This is a genomic window from Streptomyces sp. Tu 2975 (assembly GCF_009832925.1).
Classification (GTDB): domain Bacteria; phylum Actinomycetota; class Actinomycetes; order Streptomycetales; family Streptomycetaceae; genus Streptomyces.
On sequence record NZ_CP047140.1, the window covers coordinates 2999996 to 3023849 of the forward strand.

Below are 23854 nucleotides of genomic sequence, written 5' to 3' on the forward strand. Positions count from 1 at the left end.
GGGGGCGCCGACGCGGGCACCTCAGCGGGCACCGGTTCGGGCGCCCCGGCAGGCGCCGGGACCGTCACCTGGTCCGTCTGCGCGTGCGCCCGGGCGTTCGCCCGGTCGTCCGTCTCCGGGGCCGGTGACGCGTCCACCGATGAAGCGTCCCGGGCCACGGAAGCCTCTTCCGGCGCGGATACCTCCTGCCCGGAGGGAACCGCGCGCCCCTTGTCGGGGCGGCTCCACCACTTCGCCTTGGGTCCGGTGGGCTTCCCGTCGTCCATGCTCTCCCCGCAAACTGCCGGCCGCTGCGGCACCCCCGCGGGCACCCGCTGAGATTCAACCAGGTTTGCGAATCCGTGCGCAGGGTCCTGGTCGGGTCCTGCTCAGGTACCCCGCGCCGGTCAGTGCGAAGGCGGCGGGGCGGACTGCGACGGAGCAGCAAGATGCCTGGGCACCGGAGTGGCCACAGGACCGATCACCGGGGCGGCGGCCAGGTGCAGCGCCGCTGCCGTCGGACGTATCAGCGGGGTCGTCGAGGAGGCGTGGGCCAGCGGCGAGACACCGAGGTGGCGGTTGAGCGCCTGACCATCGGGCTCGCCCGGCACCGCGGCGATCACCGGCCCGGAGCCCGGCCTGGTCTGGCCGCTCCCGCCCCGGCGCCGGTCGCCGTCCGTGCCGCGGAACGTGGTGGCGCCGCCACCGGGTCCCGGGGTCGTGGTGTTCGCGGCGGGCGTCGGCGTCGCGGTGCGCAGCGGCGTCACCTTGTTGCCGCCGCCCTGTCCGCGCGCACCGGAATCACCGGCGGCGTCGAGCGGAACGGCACCGCCCAAGGCGATGGCGGCGAAGGACACGGCGCTGGCCGCCGCGAAGGCGAACCGCCTGCCGCGCCACGGCGAGCGCTCAGCTTCCGCTCGGCCGACCTCGTGGATCCGGAAGCCGCTGCCGCCACCGGGCAGAACGGCCGCGTGGGCCCCGCCGGGGACGTAGCCGAACGTCTCCGCGCGAGGGTCGCGCGGTCTTCCCGCGGACGGGTTCAGCGCTCCGAACACCCCGCCGGCGGCACGTCCGCCGCCGAAGGGGCCGGGCTCGTCGTCGTCACCGGCGCCGGGACCGGCGGGCAGGCCTTGCAGCCGTGCGAGCAGCCCCTCGGAGAGCGGCGGCGGCGCGGACTGGGCGAAGACGTTCTTGAGACGACGCTGGGCGTCGGCCTCGGCCTTGCATCTCGGACAGGTGGCCAGATGCGCGAGGACCCGGTCCCGGGCGTCGTGCTCCAGTTCACCGTCGACGAGTGCGGCCAGCCGGTCCCCCAGATGCTGCTCCGCAGGAGTCGGACCTGTACCGCTCACGCCGGTCCACCCTCCCCCGCCAGGCCCACGGCACCCGCCAGCGAGCGCTGCTGCTCCGCGCGCGCCTCCGGCGAACGGTGCTGCAGTGCCTTGCGCAGGTGGGAGCGGCCACGGTGGATGCGACTGCGGACGGTGCCGAGCTTCACGCCCAGGGTCGCGGCGATCTCCTCGTACGACAGGCCCTCGATGTCACAGAGCACCACGGCGGCGCGGAACTCGGGCGCGAGGGTGTCCAGCGCATGCTGCACGTCCGCGTCGAAGTGGCTGTCGTTGAAGACCTGCTGGGGCGACGGCTCCCGGCTGGGCAGACGCTCCGCCGCGTCGTCGCCGAGGGCGTCGAAGCGGATCCGCTGCTTGCGGCGGACCATGTCCAGGAAGAGGTTCGTGGTGATCCTGTGGAGCCAGCCCTCGAAGGTGCCGGGCGTGTACGTCGACAGGGAGCGGAAGACGCGGACGAAGACCTCTTGTGTGAGGTCCTCCGCGTCGTGCTGGTTGCCCGTCAGGCGGTACGCGAGGCGGTAGACCCGTGCGCTGTGCGTGCTGACGATCTCCTCCCACGTGGGAGGGGTCCAGGCCTGCGATTCCGCATCCGATGCGAAGGTCGCCGTGGTGACGGAGTCGGAGGGCGTAGAACGGTCAGCAGTGTTGGTCACGGATTTCGGCTCACCCACCGACCTGAGAAGGCGCCTCAGCACTCCTCCCCGATCCGCAGGTGCAGCCGCACCTCCCCTGTCGGCTCTGGTGGTGTCCAGCGGAGCCCCTACCATAGCCACCTCGCCCGTTAGCTCCGGATAAGAATCTTTACGTGGATTTGGAACCGGCATCCGGCCCCGCTCCACGCGCTTCCCTCTGCCTCAACAACGACCGGTCCCATCTGCGGGTTCCCGGGCCCAGCGGATACAGTCAGCGTCGCGCCAACTACGGGGACAGGAGAGGGTCATCAACGCCAACCAGCAGACGAGCTGGGCGTTCGCCGACGCCTTTGTCGCCGAGGACGACGCTCTGCGCTGGGCCCGGGACCGGGCCCGGGAGTCAGGGCTGCCCTCGGTGTCCCCGGGCACCGGCGCCGCTCTGCGACTGCTGGCGGCGACCGCCGACGCGAAAGCGGTGGCAGAGATCGGGACCGGGACGGGAGTCTCCGGCATCTACCTGCTGCACGGCATGCGCCCGGACGGCGTCCTGACCACGGTGGACCTCGAGCCGGAACGCCAGCAGTTCGCCCGTGAGGCCTTCCGTGCGGCCGGCTTCGCCGGGAACCGCGCCCGCTTCATCCCCGGCCGCGCGCTCGACGTCCTGCCACGGCTCGCGGACGGCGGATACGACCTCGTCTTCTGCGACGGCGACCGCACCGAGTCCCTCGACTACCTCGCTGAATCGTTGCGCCTGCTGAGGCCCGGCGGGCTCGTCTGCTTCGAGGGCGTGTTCGCCGACGGCCGTACGGTCGACTCCGCCGCGCAGCCCGCGGAGGTCCTCCGGGTGCGTGAGCTGCTGCGCGCGGTCCGCGAGAGCCATGAACTCCTGCCGACGCTGCTGCCGGTGGGCGACGGTCTCCTCTGCGCGGTCCGCCGCGCCTGAATCGGAGCCGGGGAAGGCTGTCCGGGGCTCCGCCCCTGTACTTCCGCGCCTCCCAGGCTGATGGGGCCGGGCCCGCCCCATCCCCGCAACACGCCTGCCGGGTCTGCCGCACCCCCGGAACACGCACTGCCCCGGCACGAACCGTGCCGGGGCAGTGGAAAATCAGGGCGCGTCAGCCGACGACCTTCTTCAGGGCGTCACCGAGTGCATCGGCTTCGTCCGGAGTCAGTTCGACGACAAGCCGACCGCCGCCTTCGAGCGGAACGCGCATGACGATGCCCCGCCCCTCCTTTGTCACCTCGAGCGGGCCGTCGCCCGTCCGCGGCTTCATGGCCGCCATGCTCGTTCCCCTTCCTGAAACCAGCTCATCGCAGCCGGCGGCCCCGTGAGAGGTGCTGTGTCACCGGCATCGAACACATTGCTTCCAGGTCATTATCCCGCATGGCGGGACCCAAAGACCAACATCAGTCGGCATCGCTTGCGCAACGCGCTCTCTCAAAACCACTCAATTCGGCGATGTGCCTGCGATACTTCGCCGCCGCTCCCCAGGCGCCCCACGGAGTTTGTTTGACGCAGGTCACATGTGCACACCCGATGATCTCCGTCATGCTGGCCTCGACACTGCCGTCAGAACCACTAAGGGGACCCGCCATGGCCGACTCCGTGCTGTACGACGTGAACGACGGACTCGCGACGATCACGATCAACCGGCCCGAGGCCATGAACGCGATGAACGTCGACGCGAAGGTGGCTCTGCGCGACGCCGTGCAGGCCGCGGCCGCCGACACGGCGGTGCGGGCGGTGCTGCTGACCGCCACCGGCAAGGCGTTCTGCGTGGGCCAGGACCTCAAGGAGCACGTGTCCCTGCTCGCCGCCGACCGTGAGTCCGGCAGCGGCGGGACCATGAGCACCGTGCGGGAGCACTACAACCCGATCGTCCGGGCGCTGACCGGGATGCAGAAGCCGGTCGTCGCCGGGGTCAACGGCGTGGCAGCCGGTGCCGGCCTCGGGTTCGCGCTGGCCGCCGACTACCGGGTCGTCGCCGACACGGCCAAATTCACGACGTCCTTCGCGGGCGTGGCGCTCACCGCCGATTCCGGCGTGTCCTGGACGCTGCCCCGGCTGATCGGGCAGAGCCGCGCCGCCGACCTGCTGCTCTTCCCCCGCTCGTTCTCCGCGCAGGAGGCGTACGAGTGGGGCATCGCGAACAAGCTCGTCCCGGCGGACGAGCTGGCCGCGGAGGCCGCCGCCGTGGCCCGCGCGCTGGCCGACGGGCCCACGCTCGCCTACGCCGCGCTGAAGGAGTCGATGGCCTACGGCGCGGACCGTTCGCTGAGCGAGGCGCTCGACAAGGAGGAGGAGATGCAGGCGAAGGCGGGCGCCTCCGAGGACCATGCGATCGCGGTGCAGGCGTTCCTCGCCAAGGAGACCCCCAAGTACCTCGGCCGCTGAGCCGTACGGGCCGGCGTGGCGTCAGCGGCCGCCGCCGCGCGCCACGCAGTCGGCGAGGTGGTCGTCGACGAGCCCGCAGGCCTGCATCAGTGCGTACGCCGTCGTCGGGCCCACGAAGCGCAGTCCGCGCTTCTTGAGGGCCTTGGCCAGAGCGGTGGACCCGTCGGTGACGGCCGGCACGTCGGCGATGGTGCGGGGTGCCGACAGCGCCGTGCCGGGCGCGTACGACCAGATCAGCTCGTCGAGCTCGCCGGCCGGCCAGTCGGCGAGCACCTGCGCGTTGGCGAGGGTCGCCCGGATCTTGGCGCGGTTGCGGATGATGCCGGGGTCGGCGAGCAGGCGCTCCTCGTCGGCCTCGGTGAACGCGGCCACCGAGGCGATCTTGAAGCCGTCGAAGGCGCTGCGGAAGCCCTCCCTGCGGCGCAGGATCGTGATCCAGGACAGCCCGGACTGGAAGGCCTCCAGGCAGAGCCGTTCGAACAGGGCGTCGTCGCCGTGCACCGGGCGGCCCCACTCCTCGTCGTGGTACGTGACGTACTCGACGGTGGACAGTCCCCAGGGGCACCGGAGCCTGCCGTCCGGGCCCGGCACGGCGGCGCCGGTCGCCACGGTCACCGGCCCGGCTCCTCTCCGGGCTTGGTGAACATGTCCCGCCGGCCCGCCGCGGTGGCCTGGGCCCCGGCGAGCGCGGACTCCAGTTCGGCGATGCGCGCGTCCCTTTCCGCGAGCTCCGCGCCGAGGCGGCCGAGTACGTCGTCCACGTCCGCCATCCGGTAGCCGCGCAGGCCGACGGGGAGGCGGAGGGCATCGACGTCGGCGCGGCCGACGGGGCGCCCGGGCGGCAGCGGGTCCACCAACTGCTCCGGAGGGGCCTCCGGCAGTGCCGCGCTGTCACTGCCGCCGACCACCACGAGCGTGACCGCCGCGATGACCACGACCATCGCGATCAGCAAGAACCAGAACACGAGCGACCCTCTCCCCGAACTTCCCGTACGTCCCCGGGGAACTTACCCGAGCGGAAAACCGTCCACCGCTGATCGTGCCACGGGGCACCGACAGCTAGGGTCGCAGGCGAACGATGAGGAGGAAACAGCGGATGCTGCGGCTGGGACGGCGCGAGTTCGACGCGCACGAGCCGGTGATCATGGCGATCGTGAACCGGACGCCCGACTCCTTCTACGACCAGGGCTCGACGTTCCGGGACGAGCCCGCTCTGTCCCGCGTCGAGCAGGCGGTGGCCGAGGGCGCCGCCATCATCGACATCGGCGGGGTGAAGGCCGGTCCCGGCGAAGAGGTGTCCGCCGAGGAGGAGGCGCGGCGCACGGTCGGCTTCGTGGCCGAGGTGCGGCGACGCCACCCGGACGTGGTGATCAGCGTCGACACCTGGCGCCACGACGTGGGAGCGGCGGTGTGCGAGGCGGGCGCCGACGTGCTGAACGACGCGTGGGGCGGCGTGGACCCGAAGCTGGCCGAGGTCGCCGCGCGGTACGGGGCCGGTCTGGTGTGCACCCACGCGGGCGGCGCCGAACCGCGCACGCGCCCGCACCGGGTGGCGTACGACGACGTGACGGCGGACATTCTCCGCGTGACGCTCGCGCTGGCGGAGCGGGCGGTCGGGCTCGGCGTCCGCAGGGACGGGATCATGATCGATCCCGGCCATGACTTCGGCAAGAACACCCGGCACAGCCTGGAGGCGACCCGCCGGCTCGGGGAGATGACGGAGACCGGCTGGCCGGTGCTGGTGTCCTTGTCGAACAAGGACTTCGTCGGGGAGACCCTCGACAAGCCGGTCAAGGAGCGGGTGCTGGGCACCCTGGCGACCACGGCGGTCTCCGCCTGGCTGGGCGCGCAGGTCTACCGCGTGCACGAGGTGGCGGAGACCAAGCAGGTCCTGGACATGGTGGCCTCGATCGCGGGCCACCGTCCGCCGGCGGTCGCCCGCCGCGGTCTCGCCTGAGAGCCGGAGCCGGACGCGCTGGAGGCGCGGGGCACGGGAAGCCCGGGACGCCCGCCAGGAGGGCCCCGGACGTGCGTCCGGGGCCCTGCGTCCGCCGCGCGCGGCTACCTGCCCGTCTCCTTGGAGACCAGGGCCACCGCCTCCTCCACGTCGTCCGTGACGTGGAAGAGCAGCAGGTCCTTCTCCGACGCCTTGCCCTGGGCGATGACGGTGTCGCGCAGCCAGTCGACCAGGCCGCTCCAGTAGTCCGTACCGAAGAGCACGATCGGAAAGCGCGTCACCTTACGGGTCTGGACGAGCGTCAGCGCCTCGAACAGTTCGTCCAGCGTGCCGAGTCCGCCCGGCAGCACGACGAAGCCCTGCGCGTACTTCACGAACATCGTCTTGCGGACGAAGAAGTAGCGGAAGTTCACCCCGATGTCGACGTGCGGGTTGATGCCCTGCTCGAAGGGCAGCTCGATGCCGAGGCCGACCGAGATCCCCTTGGCCTCGCTCGCGCCCTTGTTCGCGGCCTCCATCACTCCGGGACCACCGCCGGTGATCACCGCGAAGCCCGCCTTGGCCAGCGCCCTGCCGAGCTTGACGCCCACCTCGTACTCGGGTGTGCCGGCCGGGGTGCGGGCGGAACCGAAGACGCTGATGGCACTGGGCAGTTCGGCGAGGGCGCCGAAGCCCTCGACGAACTCGGACTGGATCCGCATGACCCGCCACGGGTCGGTGTGCACCCACTGGGAGTCGCCCTCGGTGTCGAGCAGCCGCTGATCGGTGGTGCCCGGCCGGATCTGTTCCCTGCGGCGCAGTACCGGTCCCAGCCGCTGCTCCTCCAGCGCCCGCAATCCCTCGGGGTTGCTCATGACCTGCTCCCTCCGCCGAACATCATCTGCTTTGGCTCAGGGTAGGTCGGCCGACGTGACGAATGGCGAAATCGGGGCGATCCACCAGGATGCGATGTCAGGAAGAGAGCCACTCACGCAGCCGGTCCTCGCAGTGCGTGATCTTGTCCACGGCGACGTGTTCGTCCCGCTTGTGGGCGAAGAGCGCGTCGCCGGGGCCGTAGTTCACCGCGGGCACCCCCAGGGCGCTGAAGCGTGAGACGTCCGTCCAGCCGAACTTGGGCCGGGCGGTGCCGCCCACCGCCTCCATGAACGCGGCAGCGGCGGGGTGCGACAGACCGGGCAGGGCCCCGCCTGTGTGGTCGTCCACCACGATCTCGCTCACACCGCAGTCGGCGAACACCTCGCGGACATGCTCCTCGGCCTCGGCCATGCTGCGGTCCGGGGCGTAGCGGTAATTGACCACCACGGTGCATTCGTCGGGGATGACGTTGGTGGCCACGCCTCCCTCGATGCCGACGGCGTTGAGGCCCTCCCGGTACTCCAGTCCGTCGATGACCGGCCGGCGCGGCTCGTACGACGCGAGACGGGCGAGGATCGGGCCGGCGGCGTGAACGGCGTTGGACCCCATCCAGCTGCGCGCGGAGTGTGCCCGCTCCCCCTTCGTGCGCAGGTGGACCCGGAGCGTCCCCTGACAGCCGCCCTCGACCTGGGCGTCGGAGGGCTCCAGCAGGACCGCGAAGTCGCCGACGAGCCAATCCGGGTGGGCCTCGGCCACATGCCCCAGTCCGTTGAGGTGTGCGGCCACCTCTTCGTTGTCGTAGAAGACGAAGGTGAGGTCGCGATTGGGCTCCGGAACGGTGGCGGCGATCCGCAGCTGGACGGCGACGCCCGACTTCATGTCACTGGTGCCGCAGCCCCACAGGATGCCGTCGTCGTCGAGCCGCGAGGGCACGTTGTCGGCGATCGGGACCGTGTCGATGTGCCCCGCCAGCACGACCCGCTCGGAGCGGCCGAGGCGGGTCCTGGCCACGACGTTGTTCCCGTGCCGGTCGACGGTGAGGTGCGGCAGCTCGCGCAGCGCTTCCTCGATGGCGTCGGCGAGGGGCTTCTCCGTGCCGCTGACCGACGGGAAGTCGACCAGGGCTGCGGTGAGCGCGGGTGCGTCGAGGGTGAGGTCAAGCGCGGTCTCAGGCATGGCTCCGACGATAAGCGGTCAGCGGCCCGTCCTGACCGGCACACCCCCGGGGGCGCTCCGGGGGCTCCAGTACGGTGGGCGGGTGTCCGAGACCGCCTCTCCCGTCCGGCGCGGCCGCCTCTTGCGCTTCGCGGCCGCGTCCCTCGTGCTGCTGGCCCTCATCGGTTACGTCGCGGTGCAGTACGTCACCGGCGGCGGGCCCCCGCGCTGCGTCGTCCGTACGGCCGAGGGCGACGGCCCGTCGTACGAGCTCACGGCCGAGATGGCGGACAACGCCGCGACGATCTCCGCGGTGGGCACGACCCGCGGGATGCCCGAGCGGGCGGTGACGATCGCGCTGGCGACCGCGCTCCAGGAGTCGGCGCTGCGCAACATCGCGCACGGCGACCGGGACTCCCTCGGCCTGTTCCAGCAGCGTCCTTCGCAGGGATGGGGGACGCCCGAGCAGATCATGGACCCCGTCTACGCGTCGGGGAAGTTCTACGACGGCCTGGCCGAGGTTCCGGGCTACTCGCGGCTGCCCCTCACGGTGGCCGCGCAGCGCGTCCAGCGCAGCGGCTTCCCGCAGGCGTACGCGAAGCACGAGCCGGACGCCGCGCTGCTGGCCGCGGCCCTCACGGGCCGCGCCTCCGCGACCCTGACCTGCGACGTCAGGAGTGGCGGCGGGCCGGGCGACCCGGCGCGGATCCGGACGGAGCTGACGCGGGCCTTCGGACCCGAGGTGCTGCCGAAGGGCGGCAGCGGCCGCGGCCGCGCGGGCGACGCGGGTGCGCGTGAGGTGTCCGTGCCGGTGCAGGCGACGGTCGGCTCGGCAGATACGGACGGCGGCACCGGTGCGCACGGCGGCGGCCGCGGCCGGGGCGGCGAGCGCGGCTGGGAACTCGCACACTGGGCGGTGGCCCGGGCCGACGAGCTGCGTATCGAGGAGGTCTCGTACGCGGGCCGGGTGTGGAGCGCCGCGGAATCGGAAGAGGGCTGGCGTCCGGCGGGCGGCGAGGACAGCGGCACGGACGACGTACGCATCCGCATCGCACGCTAGTTCAGCAGCCCCCTCGAACGAGGCACTCCGTTCCCCTCCGGGACACGCTCTTCCGGGCCGCGGAACACCCCGGTGCGAGCACCTTGATTCCCCATGAGCGCAACGGGAAGTGACGGTTCGGCAGGTGGCTTCGCTATGCAGCGTTTGACCGTTTTTATCCGAGAACGATAATGCGACACATTACCAACTCTTTACCTTGGGTCACCGCAACTTCCCCCCCGCTCCCTCCGGTTGTCAGGACGTCCGAACGCCGGACACGCAGCATTCCGAACGTCCTCTCGTCCCAAGGAGCATCATGTCCCTCCCCCTGACCCGTCGGATCGCCCGTGCCGCGCTGCTCATCGCGGCGGGAGCAGCTCCCGTGGTCGGTGCGGCCGGCTCCGCAGGCGCCGTTGAACTCCCGCAGGCCCCGGTCGGCGGCCTCTCGGCCCTCGACGCGGACAACGTCGACTCCACGGTCGACGGTGTCTCGAAGCAGACCACCAAGGTGGCGGGCCAGGTCGGCGGCAAGACCGCGGAGAAGGCCGCCCCTGTGGCGACCAAGACCGTCGGCAAGGCGGCCAAGACGGCCACGCCGGTCGCCGCGAAGGCCGCCGGTGACACCGCCGGGCAGGCGGGCGACCTGGTCGGCGGCGCCGACAAGGGCGGGCTGCCCACCGAGTCGCTGACCGGCGGCGGCCTGCCCACCGGTGCGCTGGGCGGCGGCGGCCTGCCGATCGGCTGACAACACGGCGCACAGGCATGGAAGGGCCCGGGAGCTGCTGCTCCCGGGCCCTTCCCGCGCTGCGACCGGATCGGGCCGTGCCCGGATCACGCCCTGCCCGCATGCGGCACTGCGCTCATCCGAGGCGCTTGACGGCCGCCTCGACACGCTCGTCGGTCGCGGTGAACGCCACGCGCACGAAACGCTCGCCCGCCTTTCCGTAGAAGTCGCCGGGCGCGACGAGGATGCCCAGACCGGCCAGGTACGCGACCGTGTCCCAGCACGGCTCGTCGCGAGTGGCCCACAGATAGAGGCTGGCCTCGCTGTGCTCGATCCGGAATCCGTGCGACTCCAACGCCGTCCGCAGGGCAGTGCGCCGGGCCGCGTACCTGGCGCGCTGCTCCGTGACGTGCGTGTCGTCACCGAGCGCGGCGACGGTGGCGGCCTGGACGGGGGCGGGGGTCATCATGCCGCCGTGCTTGCGGATCTTCAGGAGCTCGCCGAGCACGTCCGCGTCGCCGGCGATGAAGGCGGCACGGTAGCCGGCCAGGTTGGAGCGCTTGGAGAGCGAGTGGACGGCCACCACGCCCGTGTACGAGCCGCCGCAGACGTCCGGGTGGAGCACGGAGACCGGCTCGGCCTCCCAGCCCAGCTCGAGGTAGCACTCGTCGCTGAAGACCAGGACGTCGTGCTCGCGCGCCCAGGCGACGATCCGGGTCAGCTCTTCCTTGTCCAGCACCCGGCCGGTCGGGTTGGACGGCGAGTTGAGCCAGAGCAGCCGCAGGCCCGCCGGGTCGAGCTCGGTCGGGTCGTCGTAGACGACAGGCGTCGCGCCGCAGAGCCTCGCGCCGACCTCGTAGGTGGGGTACGCGAGCCGCGGGTAGGCGATCCGGTCACCGGCGCCCAGGCCCAGCTGCGTCGGCAGCCAGGCCACCAGTTCCTTCGAACCGACGACCGGCAGGACGTTGGTGTGCGCCACGTTCGCCGCGCCGAGGCGGCGCTCGACCCAGGACACGAGCGCGTCGCGCAGGGCCGGGGTGCCCCAGACCGTCGGGTAGCCCGGCGAGTCGGCGGCCGCCACGAGGGCCTTCCTGATCAGCTCGGGCACGGGGTCGACCGGGGTGCCGACGGAGAGGTCCACGATGCCGTCGGGGTGGGCCGCGGCCGTGGCCTTGTAGGGCTCGAGCTTGTCCCAGGGGAAGACGGGGAGTCGCGAGGAGACTGCGGGCACGGCGGCGCTCACTTTCGGATACGGGCGTCGTTTCGGGCTGTCGGTCACGGCGTCGGACCGGGGGTCGCACACGGGACCGCGGCGACGGCCGGGCGTGCGGCCCAGGTCCGTCGGCCGGGTGCGCCGCTCGGGCGTGTCGGCCGGGGTGTGTCAAACGCCTCGGTCCCGTACGGACGACGAGCCGTACGGGACCGGGGACATGCGGACGGGATCAGCCGTTCTGCGGCGGCAGGGCGGCGATGAAGGGGTGGTCGCGCTCGATCAGGCCGAGCTTGGACGCACCACCGGGCGAACCGAGCTCGTCGAAGAACTCGACGTTCGCCTTGTAGTAGTCCTTCCACTCCTCGGGAGTGTCGTCCTCGTAGAAGATCGCCTCGACCGGGCAGACCGGCTCACAAGCACCACAGTCGACGCATTCGTCCGGGTGGATGTACAAGGACCGGGAGCCCTCGTAGATGCAGTCGACGGGGCACTCCTCGATGCACGCCTTGTCCTTGACGTCGACACAAGGCTGCGCGATGACGTAGGTCACGCTGTCGTTCCTCCTCGATAAGGGCTGGCTTGCGCGGGAGCGCGGCGTCGTCGATGCCCGCCTCTAGTATCTCCGTTCTTGGTAACGATCCGAACAGGAGGGGCTCACAGAGCTGTGGAATTCACTGCGGGCGGACGGCTCGAGATCAGGATCAGCCCAGCTGACGTGGGCAAACGTGTATCGGTCCGCCGCTTGAGCGACGCTGAAGCACCGGTCGTGAAGTTCACCGACACGGTCGGTGTTCTCACATCATGGACCGAGGGTGTGCTGGTGATCACACGCCGGACGGGCGAGAGCGTCCGCATCCCGGAATCGACGCTCGTCGCGGGAAAGGTCGTGCCGGCGGAGCCCGCCCGGCGCCGGGGCCCCGCGGCCGATTTCCAGGAGCTGACCAGAGTGACGGCGCGCGCCTGGCAGCCGGTCGAGAGCGAGCGGCTCGGTGACTGGGAGCTGCGGGCGTCGTCGGGCTTCACCAGGCGTGCGAACTCGGTCCTTCCTCTCGGTGATCCGGGCATGCCGCTGGACGACGCGCTGGCACGTGTGCGGGCCTGGTACGCGGCCCGCGGCCTTCCGGCGTACGTGCAGACGGCCACAGGCGCCGCCGGCACGCAGGAGGAGCTCTGCGCCGAATTGGAGGCACGCGGCTGGCGCGCCGAGGTCTCGGCGCAGGTACAGGTCGGGGGCCTGGCGGCGGTGGGCGACCTGGACGCGGACGTTTCGCGTGTCACGCTGTCCCGCTCGTTCGACGAGGCGTGGCTACGGCGCTACCAGCGGTCCGGTGTGCCAGGACCACATGTGCTGAAGGTCCTCGGCAGCGGCCCTTCCGTATGGTTCGCCTCCATACCCGGAGAGGCTCGAACCCCCGCGGCCATCGGCCGATGTGTGGTCGATTCACGCTGGGCAGGCTTCATGGCCGTGGAGGTGGACCCGGCGTACCGGCGCCAGGGGCTCGCGAAGGCGATCATGGCCGCCCTGGCGCGCCGGGCCCTCGATGAGGGCGCCTCGGCTGCCTGGCTCCAGGTCGAGTCGGACAATGACGGGGGGCGTGCCCTGTACGCCGGTATGGGCTTCCGGGTCCACCACCACTACCACCACTACCGGGCGGCGTAGGCCGGGGATACGAGCACATGCACCAGAACGACCGGCGGTCCCGTTTCGCGCAGGAGGCCCGCTCGCAGCGACCGGACGTGGCCCTGCTCTGCCTGCTCATCGGCGCGGAGGCCGACCCGTCGCTGGACGAGGCCGGCATGGACGCGGCCCAGATCGAACTGGACCGGCTGGCCGGGATGCTCCCGTACGGGCTGCGGGACCCGCACGCGTGGGCGGCGGCCGTCGCCGACCTGCTCGGCGGCCGGGAGGGCTTCCACGGCACGGCCGGCGACTACCAGCACCTGGAGTCCTCGCTCCTCCACGAGGTACTGCACCGCCGCCGGGGCCTGCCGATCCTGCTCTCCGTCGTCTGGACCGAGGTCGCCCGCCGCGCGGGCGCCCATGTCCACGGAGTGGCCCTGCCTGGCCACTTCGTGGTCGGCTTCGGCGACCCGGAGGATCCGGCCGGACAGGTCCTTGCCGACCCGTTCGCGGCCGGGCGGGTGCTCTCCGGCACGGAGGCCGACCTCCTCGTCACGAGCACCGTCGGCACGTCCTTGACGCCGTCCATGCTGACGCCCGCGGATCCGCTCGCGGTGATCTCCCGCATCCTCAACAACATCCGCGCCTGGGCGGCCCAGCGCCCGGAACACTCGGCGGTCGCCCTCTGGGCGCTCGAACTCCTGCTCCTCCTCCCCTCCCACCCGGCCCGCCTCCGCTTCGAGCGGGCCCAACTGCTCGTCCAGCGGGGTGACTTCCTGACGGGCGCGGCGGAGATGGACGCGTACGCGGAGGTCGTGGACGCGGTCGAGCCGACGGCGGCGGAGGAGATCCGGGGACGGGCCCGGGCGGCCCGGGCGATGCTCAACTGAGGGGCCGCGCCGGACCGGGCCTGCCGGAGACCGCGCCGGACCGGCCTGCTTCCGGGCCCGTCGAGGCGCGGTCCTGCTTCCGCGCCTACCGGAACTCGTGCACGACCTGGATCTCACCCACGATGTGCGCGTTGAACTCGTCGAGCTCCTCGGCCGGCACCCAGAGCTCGAGGATCGTCCTCCCGCCCGCCTGCTGCACGGGATACCGCGCGACGAACTCGGAGTCGACCTCGAAACGGGTGACGAACCCGGCGCCGCTGTACCGGGCAGGGGGCCGTCGAGGCCGGTGACTCAGCTCGGGTCGAGCTCGATGACCGCCGTGCGTTCCGCCGGGGTCTTGCCGCGCAGGGCCGGGCCCATCGCCTGGGCCACGTCGTCCGCCGAGACCTCGTGCTTCTTGCCGTCGCCCTTGGTGATCATGATGCCGTCGAAGACGCCCTCGAGCAGCTCCTCGATCGCCTTCTTGTCGTAGACCTCGACCAGCCTGCCGTCGATCGGCTTCATGGACAGGATCTTCGGCAGCGACTTCGCGGGGCCGAACTGGATCGACTTGCCGCCCGCCTTGATCGTGATCAGGTCGGACATCGCGGGCTCCGCGAACTCCTTCATCGCCCGGTCCAGCTCGGCCTGGGTGATGGTCGGCTGCCGGGTGGCGACCGGGAGTTCGACCAGGTCCGGCTTGCCGGTCTGCACCTGGGCGCGGTACGCGTCCTTGACCGAGATCATGGAGCGGCCGACGTCCAGCGTCTCCCCGGGCTTCCCGGGCACGGCGACGGCCTTGTTGGGCTCGAAGCGGATCGTGCCGTCGCTTGAGGACCCCGCTGTGCCCGCGAGATCGGCGAGGGCGACGCTCAGTTTCTCCTCGTCGACGACGATCACCGGCTCGGCGACACGCTCGCCGCCGAAGAGCGAGCCGATGACGGAGACCGGGTTGTAGTCGCTGCCCGCGGCGCCGCGGACGGTGGCCTGGCTGTCCAGGGACAGGCCGGCCTTGTCGGGGAGGAGTTCGGCCTTCTTGCCGCCGACGGAGAGCTGCAGCGGCGCCTTGGCCCGCTCGCCCAGCGTGGCGTCGAGCTTGTTGACGGCCTCGTCCCTGGTGCCTCCGCCGATGTCGACGCCGAGGACCGTGGTGCTCTTGGGCACGTCGGAGTGGTTCAGCAGCAGCCCGGCGCCGTACGCGATGCCCAGCAGGCCGATCACGCCGGCGCCGGCGAGCACCAGCTTGGAGCGGCCCTTCTTGGCCGGTGCGGGCCGGGGTGCGGGCCGGGCAGCGGGCTCGGCCGAGGGGCCGGGCACGACGGGACCGCCGGAGCCGCCCGGACCGGCCGGGAACTCGGGGACGGAGAAGTCCCCGTCAGCGGCCTGCGGACCCGGCTGGGACAGGATCGGGTTGGGACCCGTACCGGGGCCCGTCTGCAGTCCGCCCGGCGGCGGGAAGGGCGAGCGGTGCCCGCCGCCCGGGACCACGGGGATGCCGCTGGTGAGCGTGTCGCCCGAGACATGACCATGACCGCCGTCGCCTTCGGGCGCGGGCTTCTGCGGGGTGAGCACCGCCGTGTCGTCGGACATCCGGGGCGTGTTGATGCCGGGCACAGGTACACCGGGGCGCGGGCCGACCGGCATGCTGCCGGTGGCCGGGCCGGACGTCGGGCCCATGGGTCCGCCGTCCCGGCCGGACGGACGGACGCCGGGCGGAGGTGTGTTGCGGCCGGGGACGAATCCGTTGCCCTGGCCGGGCGCACCGGGGCCGCCGCCGGACGCGCCGGGACGAGGGGTCGAGGGGCCCGAGGGCGCGCCGGGGGAACCTGCCTGCTCGGCGAGGGCCGCGAGGCCGGAACGCGGACCCGAACCGGCTCCGCCAGGCACGGCACCGCCAGGACCGGGAGCGCGCGCACCACCGGTGCCGGCGGGGCCGCCGCCCGCACCCGGCGAACCCTGCGCGGCCGCGCCCGGCGTCGGTGTACCGGCCGCCGGTGTCGTACCCGTGGCCGGCTTGCGGGGCGCGAACCAGTCGCTGGCGGCGGGCTTCTCCTCGGCCGCCGGTCCCGACGGCCCTGCCGTCTCCCGGGCCGCTCCGGGGCGCGGTGTGCTGCCCGTACGCTCGCTCTCCCGCTCCGCGGCGCCCGAACCGCCCGACGCACCTGAGGCACTCGACGCACCGGTCCCGCCGGGCGTACGGGAGCCGGGCGACGTGCCGGAGCCGGCGGGCCGGGCGTCGACGTCGCTCATCGGCGTACGCATCACGACCGGCGGGATCGGCCGGGAACCCGGGATGTTGATCCGGATGCGCGTGGTCAGCGTCGTCTCGGTCCTGGGCTCTTCCGGCTGCTGCTCAGGGGCTTCCGCGGCTTCTTCCGGAGCGTCCTGCGGGTGCAGCGACGGATACTGGCGCGATCCGTACGGCGGTGTCCCGGAGGGGTACGCGGCTCCACCGCGCCCCTGGGGGCCGGAGGACGAACTGTCAGTTTCACGACTCAAAGCAGGTTCTCCCGGTTGGCTTCGCCGCCCGTTTCTTACTGGATAGCTACTGCTGCGGGCGGCTCGGCGGCGCGCACCACCATACTGGCCGCCGCCGACGAACACCCCGGGACTGTGGGAAGCGGCCTTCGGCCGACCGTACGGGCATGGTCAGTTCGACGGCTTCCCACTCCGTGGGTCGACCCACCCTAGGGGGCCGGTCACACCGGGTGCTTGCTGGGGTCCTGCGTTGTTCTATCCGCCAAGTCGGCCCGAGCCGCCGCCCGGTTGCGGCGTCCGCGACATGGTGGCACACATCACAGCGACCGCCATGCCGCCGAGCATGAAGACGAGCGGTCCGATCCCGGCGCCGAACATGGCGTCGCCTTCGGGCCGTCCGGTGCTCAGCACGACGATCGCGGCGAGCCAGCCCACGGCGGAGCAGGCCACGCCGAGCTGCGAGCCCGTCGCCCGCCGCGCGCCGATGAACAGGCCCGTGGAGGCGAGCAGAGCCAGCGCCAATCCGCCCGGGAGCCATGCCGCTTGGACGAGTGAGCCGGTTGTGCCGACGATCGCTCCGAGGATCACCAGGGCGACGTACGCCACGAGGCGGCCGGGCCTCGGGGGCTTCGGGGAACGGGTGAGCCAGGACCCGGGCGCGCTGCTCATGAGGAGACCCCCGCGAAAAGGTCGTGCTCGCGCTCGCCGGGCTGCGCCCCCGACTCGCCGGCCACCAACTGGTAGTACTCGGTGGTGAAGAGAGGTTGCCCCAGTTCGTTGGAGAGTGCGAAGAATGGTCCGTCCACCGCGATCTGGGTGGCATGCGCCCGCATCGCGGCCGCCTTGCGGTCCGCGTAGGCGGTGCCGTCGATCTCGGCCGTGATCTGCGCGTCGTCCACGACGCCGGGGACGTCACCGATCTCGGCGACACCGGGGAAGTCCGCCGCGGCGGCACGCAACCGGGCGAAGCCCTCCTCCGCGACCGAGCGCGGGACGCGGTTCCAGTAGATCTTGGCGATCGAGTGGGGCGCTCCGAGGTCGGGCCGGAAGCCGGGTTCGGCGGCGAGGGCGGCTGCGCGCATGGCCACGCGGTGGGTCTGGATATGGTCGGGGTGTCCGTATCCCCCGTCGGGGTCGTACGTCACCAGCACCTGCGGACGTACCGAGCGGACGACCTCGACGAGATGCGCGGCGGCCTCGTCCACGTCCGCGCTCCAGAACGCCCCTTCACGGTGGTTCTGCTCGAGCCCCATCATCCCGGAGTCCCGGAAGCGCCCCTGACCGCCGAGGAAACGGTGGTCGGTGACACCGAGCTCCTTCATCGCCGCGGCCAGCTCCCCGGCCCGGTAGGGGCCGAGCCGGTCCTCCCGGTCCGGGGCGAGATGGGCGAGATCGTCCGGAATGACCTCACCCTCCTCTCCTAGGGTGCAGGTCACCAGCGTGACCTGGGCGCCGGCCGCCGCGTACAGGGCCATGGTGGCGCCGTTGTTGATCGACTCGTCGTCCGGATGCGCGTGCACGAGGAGCAGACGGCGGTCGGGGAGATCCTTCATACAGGACACCCTAGAACGGGCGGTCAGAACTTGATGCCCCCCAGCATCCCCGCGACGTTGGTCGTCAGCTCGGTGATGGTCGGCGCGACCGACGAGCTGGCGAGGTAGAACCCGAGCAACACACAGACCGCCGCATGTCCCCCCTTCAGCCCGGCTTTCCGGATCAGCAGGAAGACGACGATCGCCAGCAGCACCACCGCCGAAATCGAGAGTGCCACGGCGGTTCACCTCCACAGATATTCGGTCGGGACGGGCCGGTTGCATGTGCCAGGACATGTGCCGGAGGGTTCATACCCACCTTGCGCTACGGATCATAACTATCCGTGCCTGTGCATCGATCGGTGCACGGCAGCACATGGGGGCGCACACCCCCTAAGGTTCGGACGCATGACGTCGACGCAACCGCTCTCCTTCCCGCGTCAGTCCGCGCGGACGCAGCGCTTCACGCTGGGCGCCCCCCGCGCCTTCACGGTGTCGCCGGACGGTTCACGCGTGGTATTTCTGCGCTCGGCCTCCGGAACGGACCGTTCGGGACTGCTGTGGGTGCTCGATCTCGAGGGTCACGGCCCGCCCCAGGAGCGGCCCGCCGCCGATCCGAGGGAGTTGCTGGGCGGCTCGGTCGAGGAGCTCTCCGCCGAGGAGCGGGCGCGGCGCGAGCGCAGCAGGGAAGGATCGGCCGGGATCGTCGCCTACGCGGTGGACCGGTCGGTCGAGTTGGCGGCGTTCGCCCTGTCGGGGCGGCTTTTCACCGCCGAGCTGCGGGCGGGGACCGCGCGTGAACTCCCCACGTCGGGGCCGGTGATCGACCCGCGCCCGTCCCCGGACGGCCGGTTCGTCGCCTATGCGGCCGGCGGCGCGCTGCGCGTGACGGGCGCGGAGGGCGAGGGTGACCGTGCCCTCGCGGAGCCGGAGGACGAGCACACCTCCTACGGCCTCGCGGAGTTCATCGCGGCCGAGGAGATGGGCCGTTCACGCGGTTTCTGGTGGTCACCGGATTCGGACAGGCTGCTGGTCGCCCGCGCCGACGAGCGAGAGGTACGGCGCTGGTGGATCCCGGATCCGGCGCATCCGGACCGGGAGCCCTCGAAGGTGGCCTATCCGGCCGCCGGGACGCCCAACGCCGTCGTCCGGCTGTTCTTCGTCGCCCTGGACGGGAACCGCACGGAGGTGACCTGGGACCGCGAGCGCTACCCCTATCTGGCGCGGGCGCACTGGTCCGCCGCCGGTCCTCCGCTGCTGCTCGTGCAGTCGCGGGACCAGCGCACCCAGCTGTATCTGGCCGTGGACCCGGAGTCCGGCACGACCCGGACCGTGCACGTGGACGAGGACGACGCCTGGCTGGAACTCTTCTCCGGCGTCCCCGCCTGGGCCCCGGACTCGTCCTACGAACAGGGCTTCGGCGGCGGACGACTGGTGCGCATCGCGGACGAGGGCGGGGCGCGGGTGCTCGCCGTCGGCGACCGGGTGCTGACCGGCGCGCAACTGCACCTGCGCGCGGTGGTCGACATCGGCGAGAGCGATGTGCTGGTCGCCGCGTCGGCGGGTGCGGACTCCGCGGAGCCGGAGACCGGCGAGATCCATGTGTACCGGGTGAACGAACTGGGCGTCGAGCGCGTCTCCGACGGCCCTGGGGTACATGCGGCGGTGCGCGGGGGCGGGGTGACGGTCCTGGCCTCGTCGCGTACGGACGCCGGCGGCGCCCTCGTCCAGGTGCTCAGGGACGGCAAGCAGATCGCGGTGGTGGCCTCGCACGCCGAGCAGCCGGTGCTGCGCGCCCGGCCGACGCTGACCGAGGCGGGCGCCCGCCGGATCCCGTGCGCGGTGCTGCTGCCGTCGGACCACCGGGAGTCGGACGGTCCGCTGCCGGTACTGATGGACCCGTACGGAGGACCTCATGGCCAGCGCGTGCTCGCGGCGCACAATCCGTATCTGACCTCGCAGTGGTTCGCCGATCAGGGTTTCGCCGTGGTCGTCGCCGACGGGCGGGGCACTCCCGGGCGCTCCCCCGGCTGGGAGAAGGCGGTCGTGGGCGACTTCACGCCGACCCTGGACGACCAGATCGAAGCGTTGCAGTCACTGGCCGGATCCTTCCCGCTCGACCTCGACCGGGTGGCGATCCGCGGCTGGTCGTACGGCGGTTACCTGGCGGCGATGGCGGTGCTGCGCCGCCCGGACGTCTTCCACGCGGCGGTGGCGGGCGCCCCGGTCACCGACTGGCGGCTCTACGACACCCACTACACGGAGCGCTACCTGGGCGACCCGGCCACGCAGTCCGCGGCGTACGCGGCGAACTCGCTGGTCACCGACGCCGGGTTGACGTCCGCTGAGGGCCCGGCGCGGCCGTTGATGATCGTCCACGGTCTGGCCGACGACAATGTGGTGATGGCCCACACGCTGCGGCTCTCGTCGGCGCTGCTGGCCGCCGGCCGGGCGCACGAGGTGCTGCCGCTGACCGGAGTGACGCACATGACGCCGCAGGAGCAGATCGCGGAGAACCTGCTGCTGCTCCAGGTCGACTTCCTCAAGCGCTCGCTGGGTCTCGGGTGAACCGGGAGCTACCAGTTCGGCGGCGGTGACGACGGCGGCGGCGGGCCGAACCCGCCGCCGGACGGCGACCCGGGTGGTGAGCCGGACGGTGAGCCCGGCCCGGGGTAGCCGTAACCGGGCGGCGCGGAGGGCGGGTACCCGTATCCGGGCCGGGCCGGAGGGTACCCGTAACCGGGAGCGGGCTGCGGACGGCCGTAACCCGCCGGCGTCCCGTACACCCCCGCGTCCGGCCCGCCCGTCGGTGCGCCTTCGCCGCGACGCGTCAGCAGGACGATCAGGAGGGGCCCCGCCACCAGCTCGAACAGCGAGGTCCCGACGAGCAGTTGGTACTCCAACGGCACCTGCCCGAAGTGCTCCAGGAGCCGCAACCGGACGGCGGCGTACACGCCGACCGCTCCGGAGACGGACACGGCCACAGAGACGACGGCTCCCAGCGGGCGGGAGAACACGGCCCTGGCGAGCAGGCCCACGCCCGCCGTGAGGCAGAGGACGGCGGTCGTGGCGGCCAGCCAGCCCGAGGGCGGCGCCAGCAGCCGCTGTCCGACCCGTTCGCCGCCCACCAGGCTGTCGATGTACACCTCTGACCCGTACTGGTAGCCGAAGCGCAGCTGCCATGCCATGATCAGCGCGGCCTCCAGGAGCAGGAACGCGGCGGAGAGCCAGGCCACCACGACGGTCGGCCTGGTGGGCGTCCGGTGGTGCCGGGTGGTGCGCGGGCCGTGGTCGTCGCCCGCCCCGGCCGGGCGCCGTCCCGCCACGGCCGTGATGACGAGCCCGACGGCCAGCCCCAGCACGGCGAAGGTGCTGAACAGCGCGCGGGTGCGTATCGAGTCGGTGGGCCGGAGGTACGCCCAGGAGGCGGTCAGGACCCACAGGCTCGGCAGCCGGACGGCGAGGGTGAACACCGCGGTGGCGACCAGCGCGGAGGCCGCCACCGACGAGCGCAGCACGGCGATACCGACACCCGCGTACACCGCGAAGAGCGTGCCGTCGAGGGGCGAGGTGGCCTGCGGGGCGATCCTCCACTCCCGCCGGGGATCGGAGGCCCAGTAGCGCCACAGGCCCTCGAGCCCGCCGGAGACCGACACGTCCCTGACGATCCACGCTCCGGTGATCAGGGCGAGCACGCCGCACAGCGCCGCTCCCGTGATCCTGGCCCCCCGCGTAAGAGTCACGTCGACGATCCTGCATCGAGCCCATGGGCCGGACAAGGCGGGGACCGGACAGTTCCGGACAACCGGCGCGGTGGCGCGGGAGGACCGGCCGGGTCCGCATGGCGCGGTCCCGGCCGGTCTACGGCACCCGCACGGCCGTACGTTCCTCAGCGTGAGGCGTCCGTATATCGGACCCGCGACGCACGGGTTGCGTCGGTGTTAAATGAACTGGCGGACGCTCACAGGGCTTTGTCCTCACCGGTGCCGCCGTCGCCGGGTGCCGGGCCGCTCGGCACGACATGCTTCTCCTCCGCGAAATGGCAGGCCGACGGGTGCCGTGCCGGCCCTCGCACCTGCTCCAGGTGAGGTGGCACGGCAAGCAGCGGAACCTCCCGCGCGCACCGCTCCTGAGCCTTCCAGCAGCGGGTGCGGAATCGGCAGCCCGAGGGGATGTCGGTGGGCGACGGCACGTCCCCCGTGAGGATGATCCTCTCCCGGTGCTCGCGCGCCTCCGGGTCGGGCACTGGCACGGCCGAGAGCAGGGCCTGGGTGTAGGGGTGCGTGGGGTGGTCGTAGATCTCGGCGTCCCTGCCGATCTCCACGATCCGTCCCAGATACATCACGCCGACCCGGTCCGAGATGTGCCGGACGATCGACAGGTCATGGGCGATGAACACATAGCTGAGTGAGAACTCGCTCTGCAGCTTGTCGAGCAGGTTGATGACCTGCGCCTGGACGGACACGTCGAGCGCGGAGACCGGCTCGTCGGCCACGATGACCTCGGGCCGCAGGGCGAGCCCGCGGGCGATGCCGATGCGCTGCCGCTGGCCGCCGGAGAACTGGTGCGGGTAGCGGTTGATGTATTCGGGATTGAGCCCGACGACGTCCAGCAGTTCCTGGACCTTCTGCCTTCGGGAGCCCTTGGGAGCCACCTCGGGGTGGATCTCGTAGGGCTCGCCGATGATGTCGCCGACCGTCATCCGCGGGTTGAGCGAGGTGTACGGGTCCTGGAACACCATCTGGATGTTGCGGCGCACGGCCTTCAGCGCACGCCCCGACAGCTTGGTGATGTCCTCGCCCTTGTACCGGATGACTCCCGCCGTGGGCCGCTCCAGGTGGACCAGCATCCTGGCGAGCGTGGACTTGCCGCAGCCCGACTCCCCCACGATGCCGAGGGTTTCCCCTGCGAACAGTTCGACGTCGACGCCGTCGACCGCCTTGACCGCGCCGACCTGCTTCTTGAAGAGGATGCCGCGGGTGAGCGGGTAGTGCTTGACCAGGTCGCGCACCTCGAGGATCGCCTCAGCCATGGATCGCCGCCTCCCAGAAGTGGCACGCGCTGCCGCGCTGCTCGTTCACCTCGTACAGCGGCGGTACGTCGGTCCGGCACACGTCCTGGGCCATCGGACAGCGCGGGTTGAAGGCGCAGCCGGGCGGGATGTGCATCAGGTTGGGCGGCAGGCCCTTGATGGCGTAGAGCTCCTGCCCCTTCTGGTCCAGGCGAGGGATCGATTCGAGCAGGCCCTTGGTATAGGGGTGAGCGGGCGCTCGGTAGATGTCGTGGACGGGGGCGGTCTCCACGATCCGCCCGGCGTACATCACCGCGATCTTGTCCGCGACGTCGGCGACGACGCCGAGGTCGTGGGTGATCAGGATCAGCCCCATGTCCAGTTCGCGCTGGAGCTCCGCGAGCAGCTCCATGACCTGCGCCTGGACGGTCACGTCGAGCGCGGTGGTCGGCTCGTCGGCGATGATCAGGTCCGGCTCCAGCGACAGGGCCATCGCGATCATGATGCGCTGGCGCATGCCGCCGGAGAACTGGTGCGGGTACTGGCCGACGCGTTCCTTGGCCGCGGGGATACGGACCCGGTCCATCAGCTCCACGGCCCTGGCCTTGGCATCCTTGCGGGACAGGCCCTGGTGGACGATGAACATCTCCCCCAGCTGGTCCCCGACGCTCAGGACGGGGTTGAGGGAGGACAGGGCGTCCTGGAAGATCATGGCCATTCCGGCGCCCCTGATCTTCCGCCGTTCGTCCTCCCGCATCTTCAGCAGGTCCTGGCCCTTGAAGAGGATCTCGCCCCCGGTGATCCTGCCGGGCGGCATGTCGAGGATGCCCATGACGGCCTGGGCGGTGACCGACTTGCCCGACCCCGACTCGCCCAGCACGGCGAGCGTCTCGCCCGCGTCGACGGTGTAGTTCACGCCGTTGACCGCTCTGGCCACGCCGTCGCGGGTGCGGAACTCCACGTGCAGGTCGCGTACGTCGAGCAGACGGCCTGGCGTGTCCGGTTCCGCGGACATCACGGCCTCGTAGGACGTGGCGGGCAT

The 23854-nt window shown here is 71.8% G+C and carries 24 protein-coding genes and 1 pseudogene; 8 read left to right on the forward strand and 17 right to left on the reverse strand.

Annotation, left to right across the window (positions count from 1 at the left end; genetic code table 11):
* Positions 1 to 386 precede the first annotated feature (386 nt).
* Both GLX30_RS12965 and sigE read right to left on the reverse strand, forming a co-directional pair.
* Complete coding sequence (locus tag GLX30_RS12965) at positions 387 to 1331, reverse strand: zf-HC2 domain-containing protein (protein WP_159687673.1); 945 nt, start codon at positions 1329 to 1331, stop codon at positions 387 to 389.
* Positions 1328 to 2098 carry an RNA polymerase sigma factor SigE gene (sigE, locus tag GLX30_RS12970; RefSeq protein WP_182327991.1) on the reverse strand — a complete coding sequence of 257 codons (771 nt, stop codon included), beginning with the start codon at positions 2096 to 2098 and terminating at the stop codon, positions 1328 to 1330. Before sigE ends, GLX30_RS12965 begins: the two co-directional genes overlap by 4 nt.
* A gap of 130 nt (positions 2099 to 2228) precedes the next feature.
* Between sigE and GLX30_RS12975 the strand changes: the two genes are divergently transcribed.
* Positions 2229 to 2906 carry an O-methyltransferase gene (locus tag GLX30_RS12975; protein ID WP_159695006.1) on the forward strand — a complete coding sequence of 226 codons (678 nt, stop codon included), beginning with the start codon at positions 2229 to 2231 and terminating at the stop codon, positions 2904 to 2906.
* Positions 2907 to 3078: 172 nt separating this feature from the next.
* On the opposite strand, the gene GLX30_RS12980 is transcribed toward GLX30_RS12975, so the two are convergent.
* The gene (locus GLX30_RS12980) at positions 3079 to 3246 is read right to left on the reverse strand and encodes a DUF3117 domain-containing protein (protein WP_003966491.1); all 168 of its coding nucleotides are present in this window, start codon (positions 3244 to 3246) and stop codon (positions 3079 to 3081) included.
* A gap of 311 nt (positions 3247 to 3557) precedes the next feature.
* Between GLX30_RS12980 and GLX30_RS12985 the strand changes: the two genes are divergently transcribed.
* Positions 3558 to 4358 carry an enoyl-CoA hydratase-related protein gene (locus GLX30_RS12985; protein WP_159687676.1) on the forward strand — a complete coding sequence of 267 codons (801 nt, stop codon included), beginning with the start codon at positions 3558 to 3560 and terminating at the stop codon, positions 4356 to 4358.
* Between the two features lie 21 nt (positions 4359 to 4379).
* On the opposite strand, the gene GLX30_RS12990 is transcribed toward GLX30_RS12985, so the two are convergent.
* On the reverse strand, positions 4380 to 4967 hold the full coding sequence (locus GLX30_RS12990; protein WP_159695007.1) for a DNA-3-methyladenine glycosylase I: 588 nt from the start codon (positions 4965 to 4967) through the stop codon (positions 4380 to 4382).
* 2 nt (positions 4968 to 4969) lie between these two features.
* Entirely contained in the window at positions 4970 to 5323 is a 354-nt protein-coding gene (locus tag GLX30_RS12995) for a DivIVA domain-containing protein (protein ID WP_159687678.1), read from the reverse strand.
* 131 nt (positions 5324 to 5454) lie between these two features.
* On the opposite strand from GLX30_RS12995, the gene folP reads away from it, so the two are divergent.
* Positions 5455 to 6315 (forward strand): dihydropteroate synthase, encoded by an 861-nt coding sequence (gene folP, locus GLX30_RS13000; protein ID WP_159687681.1) that lies wholly within the window; start codon positions 5455 to 5457, stop codon positions 6313 to 6315.
* Between the two features lie 104 nt (positions 6316 to 6419).
* Here the strand turns inward: folP and GLX30_RS13005 are convergent, their stop codons facing one another.
* Complete coding sequence (locus GLX30_RS13005) at positions 6420 to 7169, reverse strand: TIGR00730 family Rossman fold protein (RefSeq protein WP_159687683.1); 750 nt, start codon at positions 7167 to 7169, stop codon at positions 6420 to 6422.
* Between the two features lie 97 nt (positions 7170 to 7266).
* Positions 7267 to 8346, reverse strand: coding sequence for a succinyl-diaminopimelate desuccinylase (gene dapE / locus GLX30_RS13010; protein ID WP_159687686.1), 1080 nt, complete (start codon positions 8344 to 8346; stop codon positions 7267 to 7269).
* Between the two features lie 82 nt (positions 8347 to 8428).
* Here dapE and GLX30_RS13015 point away from each other — a divergent pair, with 82 nt between their 5' ends.
* Together GLX30_RS13015 and GLX30_RS13020 are read left to right on the forward strand one after the other, a co-directional pair.
* Positions 8429 to 9385 carry a hypothetical protein gene (locus tag GLX30_RS13015; protein ID WP_159687689.1) on the forward strand — a complete coding sequence of 319 codons (957 nt, stop codon included), beginning with the start codon at positions 8429 to 8431 and terminating at the stop codon, positions 9383 to 9385.
* Between the two features lie 295 nt (positions 9386 to 9680).
* Complete coding sequence (locus tag GLX30_RS13020) at positions 9681 to 10109, forward strand: ATP-binding protein (RefSeq protein WP_159687692.1); 429 nt, start codon at positions 9681 to 9683, stop codon at positions 10107 to 10109.
* Between the two features lie 115 nt (positions 10110 to 10224).
* On the opposite strand, the gene dapC is transcribed toward GLX30_RS13020, so the two are convergent.
* Complete coding sequence (dapC, locus tag GLX30_RS13025) at positions 10225 to 11319, reverse strand: succinyldiaminopimelate transaminase (protein WP_159687695.1); 1095 nt, start codon at positions 11317 to 11319, stop codon at positions 10225 to 10227.
* A gap of 211 nt (positions 11320 to 11530) precedes the next feature.
* A complete protein-coding gene (gene fdxA / locus GLX30_RS13030; RefSeq protein WP_003985062.1) occupies positions 11531 to 11851 on the reverse strand; it encodes a ferredoxin in 321 nt (106 codons plus the stop codon).
* A gap of 114 nt (positions 11852 to 11965) precedes the next feature.
* Here fdxA and GLX30_RS13035 point away from each other — a divergent pair, with 114 nt between their 5' ends.
* Together GLX30_RS13035 and GLX30_RS13040 are read left to right on the forward strand one after the other, a co-directional pair.
* On the forward strand, positions 11966 to 12961 hold the full coding sequence (locus GLX30_RS13035; RefSeq protein WP_159687698.1) for a GNAT family N-acetyltransferase: 996 nt from the start codon (positions 11966 to 11968) through the stop codon (positions 12959 to 12961).
* A 17-nt stretch (positions 12962 to 12978) separates the two neighbouring features.
* On the forward strand, positions 12979 to 13812 hold the full coding sequence (locus GLX30_RS13040) for a transglutaminase-like domain-containing protein (RefSeq protein WP_159687701.1): 834 nt from the start codon (positions 12979 to 12981) through the stop codon (positions 13810 to 13812).
* 85 nt (positions 13813 to 13897) lie between these two features.
* On the opposite strand, the pseudogene GLX30_RS13045 reads toward GLX30_RS13040, so the two are convergent.
* The 5 genes and pseudogenes from GLX30_RS13045 to GLX30_RS13070 all read right to left on the reverse strand — a co-directional run.
* Positions 13898 to 14077, reverse strand: a pseudogene (locus GLX30_RS13045) (hypothetical protein); the annotation flags it as partial.
* Between the two features lie 26 nt (positions 14078 to 14103).
* Positions 14104 to 16290 (reverse strand): hypothetical protein, encoded by a 2187-nt coding sequence (locus tag GLX30_RS13050; protein WP_208545408.1) that lies wholly within the window; start codon positions 16288 to 16290, stop codon positions 14104 to 14106.
* A gap of 234 nt (positions 16291 to 16524) precedes the next feature.
* Entirely contained in the window at positions 16525 to 16938 is a 414-nt protein-coding gene (locus GLX30_RS13060) for a DUF6113 family protein (RefSeq protein WP_159687704.1), read from the reverse strand.
* Positions 16935 to 17822, reverse strand: a complete 888-nt coding sequence (gene mshB / locus GLX30_RS13065) for an N-acetyl-1-D-myo-inositol-2-amino-2-deoxy-alpha-D-glucopyranoside deacetylase (RefSeq protein WP_159687707.1) — start codon at positions 17820 to 17822, stop codon at positions 16935 to 16937. The genes GLX30_RS13060 and mshB overlap by 4 nt, the downstream gene beginning before the upstream one ends.
* Positions 17823 to 17845: 23 nt before the next feature.
* Positions 17846 to 18040, reverse strand: coding sequence for a hypothetical protein (locus GLX30_RS13070; RefSeq protein ID WP_005312422.1), 195 nt, complete (start codon positions 18038 to 18040; stop codon positions 17846 to 17848).
* A 169-nt stretch (positions 18041 to 18209) separates the two neighbouring features.
* Between GLX30_RS13070 and GLX30_RS13075 the strand changes: the two genes are divergently transcribed.
* Positions 18210 to 20369 (forward strand): prolyl oligopeptidase family serine peptidase, encoded by a 2160-nt coding sequence (locus tag GLX30_RS13075; RefSeq protein ID WP_159687710.1) that lies wholly within the window; start codon positions 18210 to 18212, stop codon positions 20367 to 20369.
* An 8-nt stretch (positions 20370 to 20377) separates the two neighbouring features.
* Here the strand turns inward: GLX30_RS13075 and GLX30_RS13080 are convergent, their stop codons facing one another.
* From GLX30_RS13080 to GLX30_RS13090, 3 genes are all read right to left on the reverse strand, one after another.
* Positions 20378 to 21544, reverse strand: a complete 1167-nt coding sequence (locus GLX30_RS13080; RefSeq protein ID WP_159687712.1) for a hypothetical protein — start codon at positions 21542 to 21544, stop codon at positions 20378 to 20380.
* A gap of 218 nt (positions 21545 to 21762) precedes the next feature.
* On the reverse strand, positions 21763 to 22833 hold the full coding sequence (locus GLX30_RS13085; RefSeq protein WP_159687714.1) for a dipeptide ABC transporter ATP-binding protein: 1071 nt from the start codon (positions 22831 to 22833) through the stop codon (positions 21763 to 21765).
* Positions 22826 to 23827, reverse strand: coding sequence for an ABC transporter ATP-binding protein (locus GLX30_RS13090; RefSeq protein ID WP_159695009.1), 1002 nt, complete (start codon positions 23825 to 23827; stop codon positions 22826 to 22828). Before GLX30_RS13090 ends, GLX30_RS13085 begins: the two co-directional genes overlap by 8 nt.
* Between the last annotated feature and the right edge of the window lie 27 nt (positions 23828 to 23854).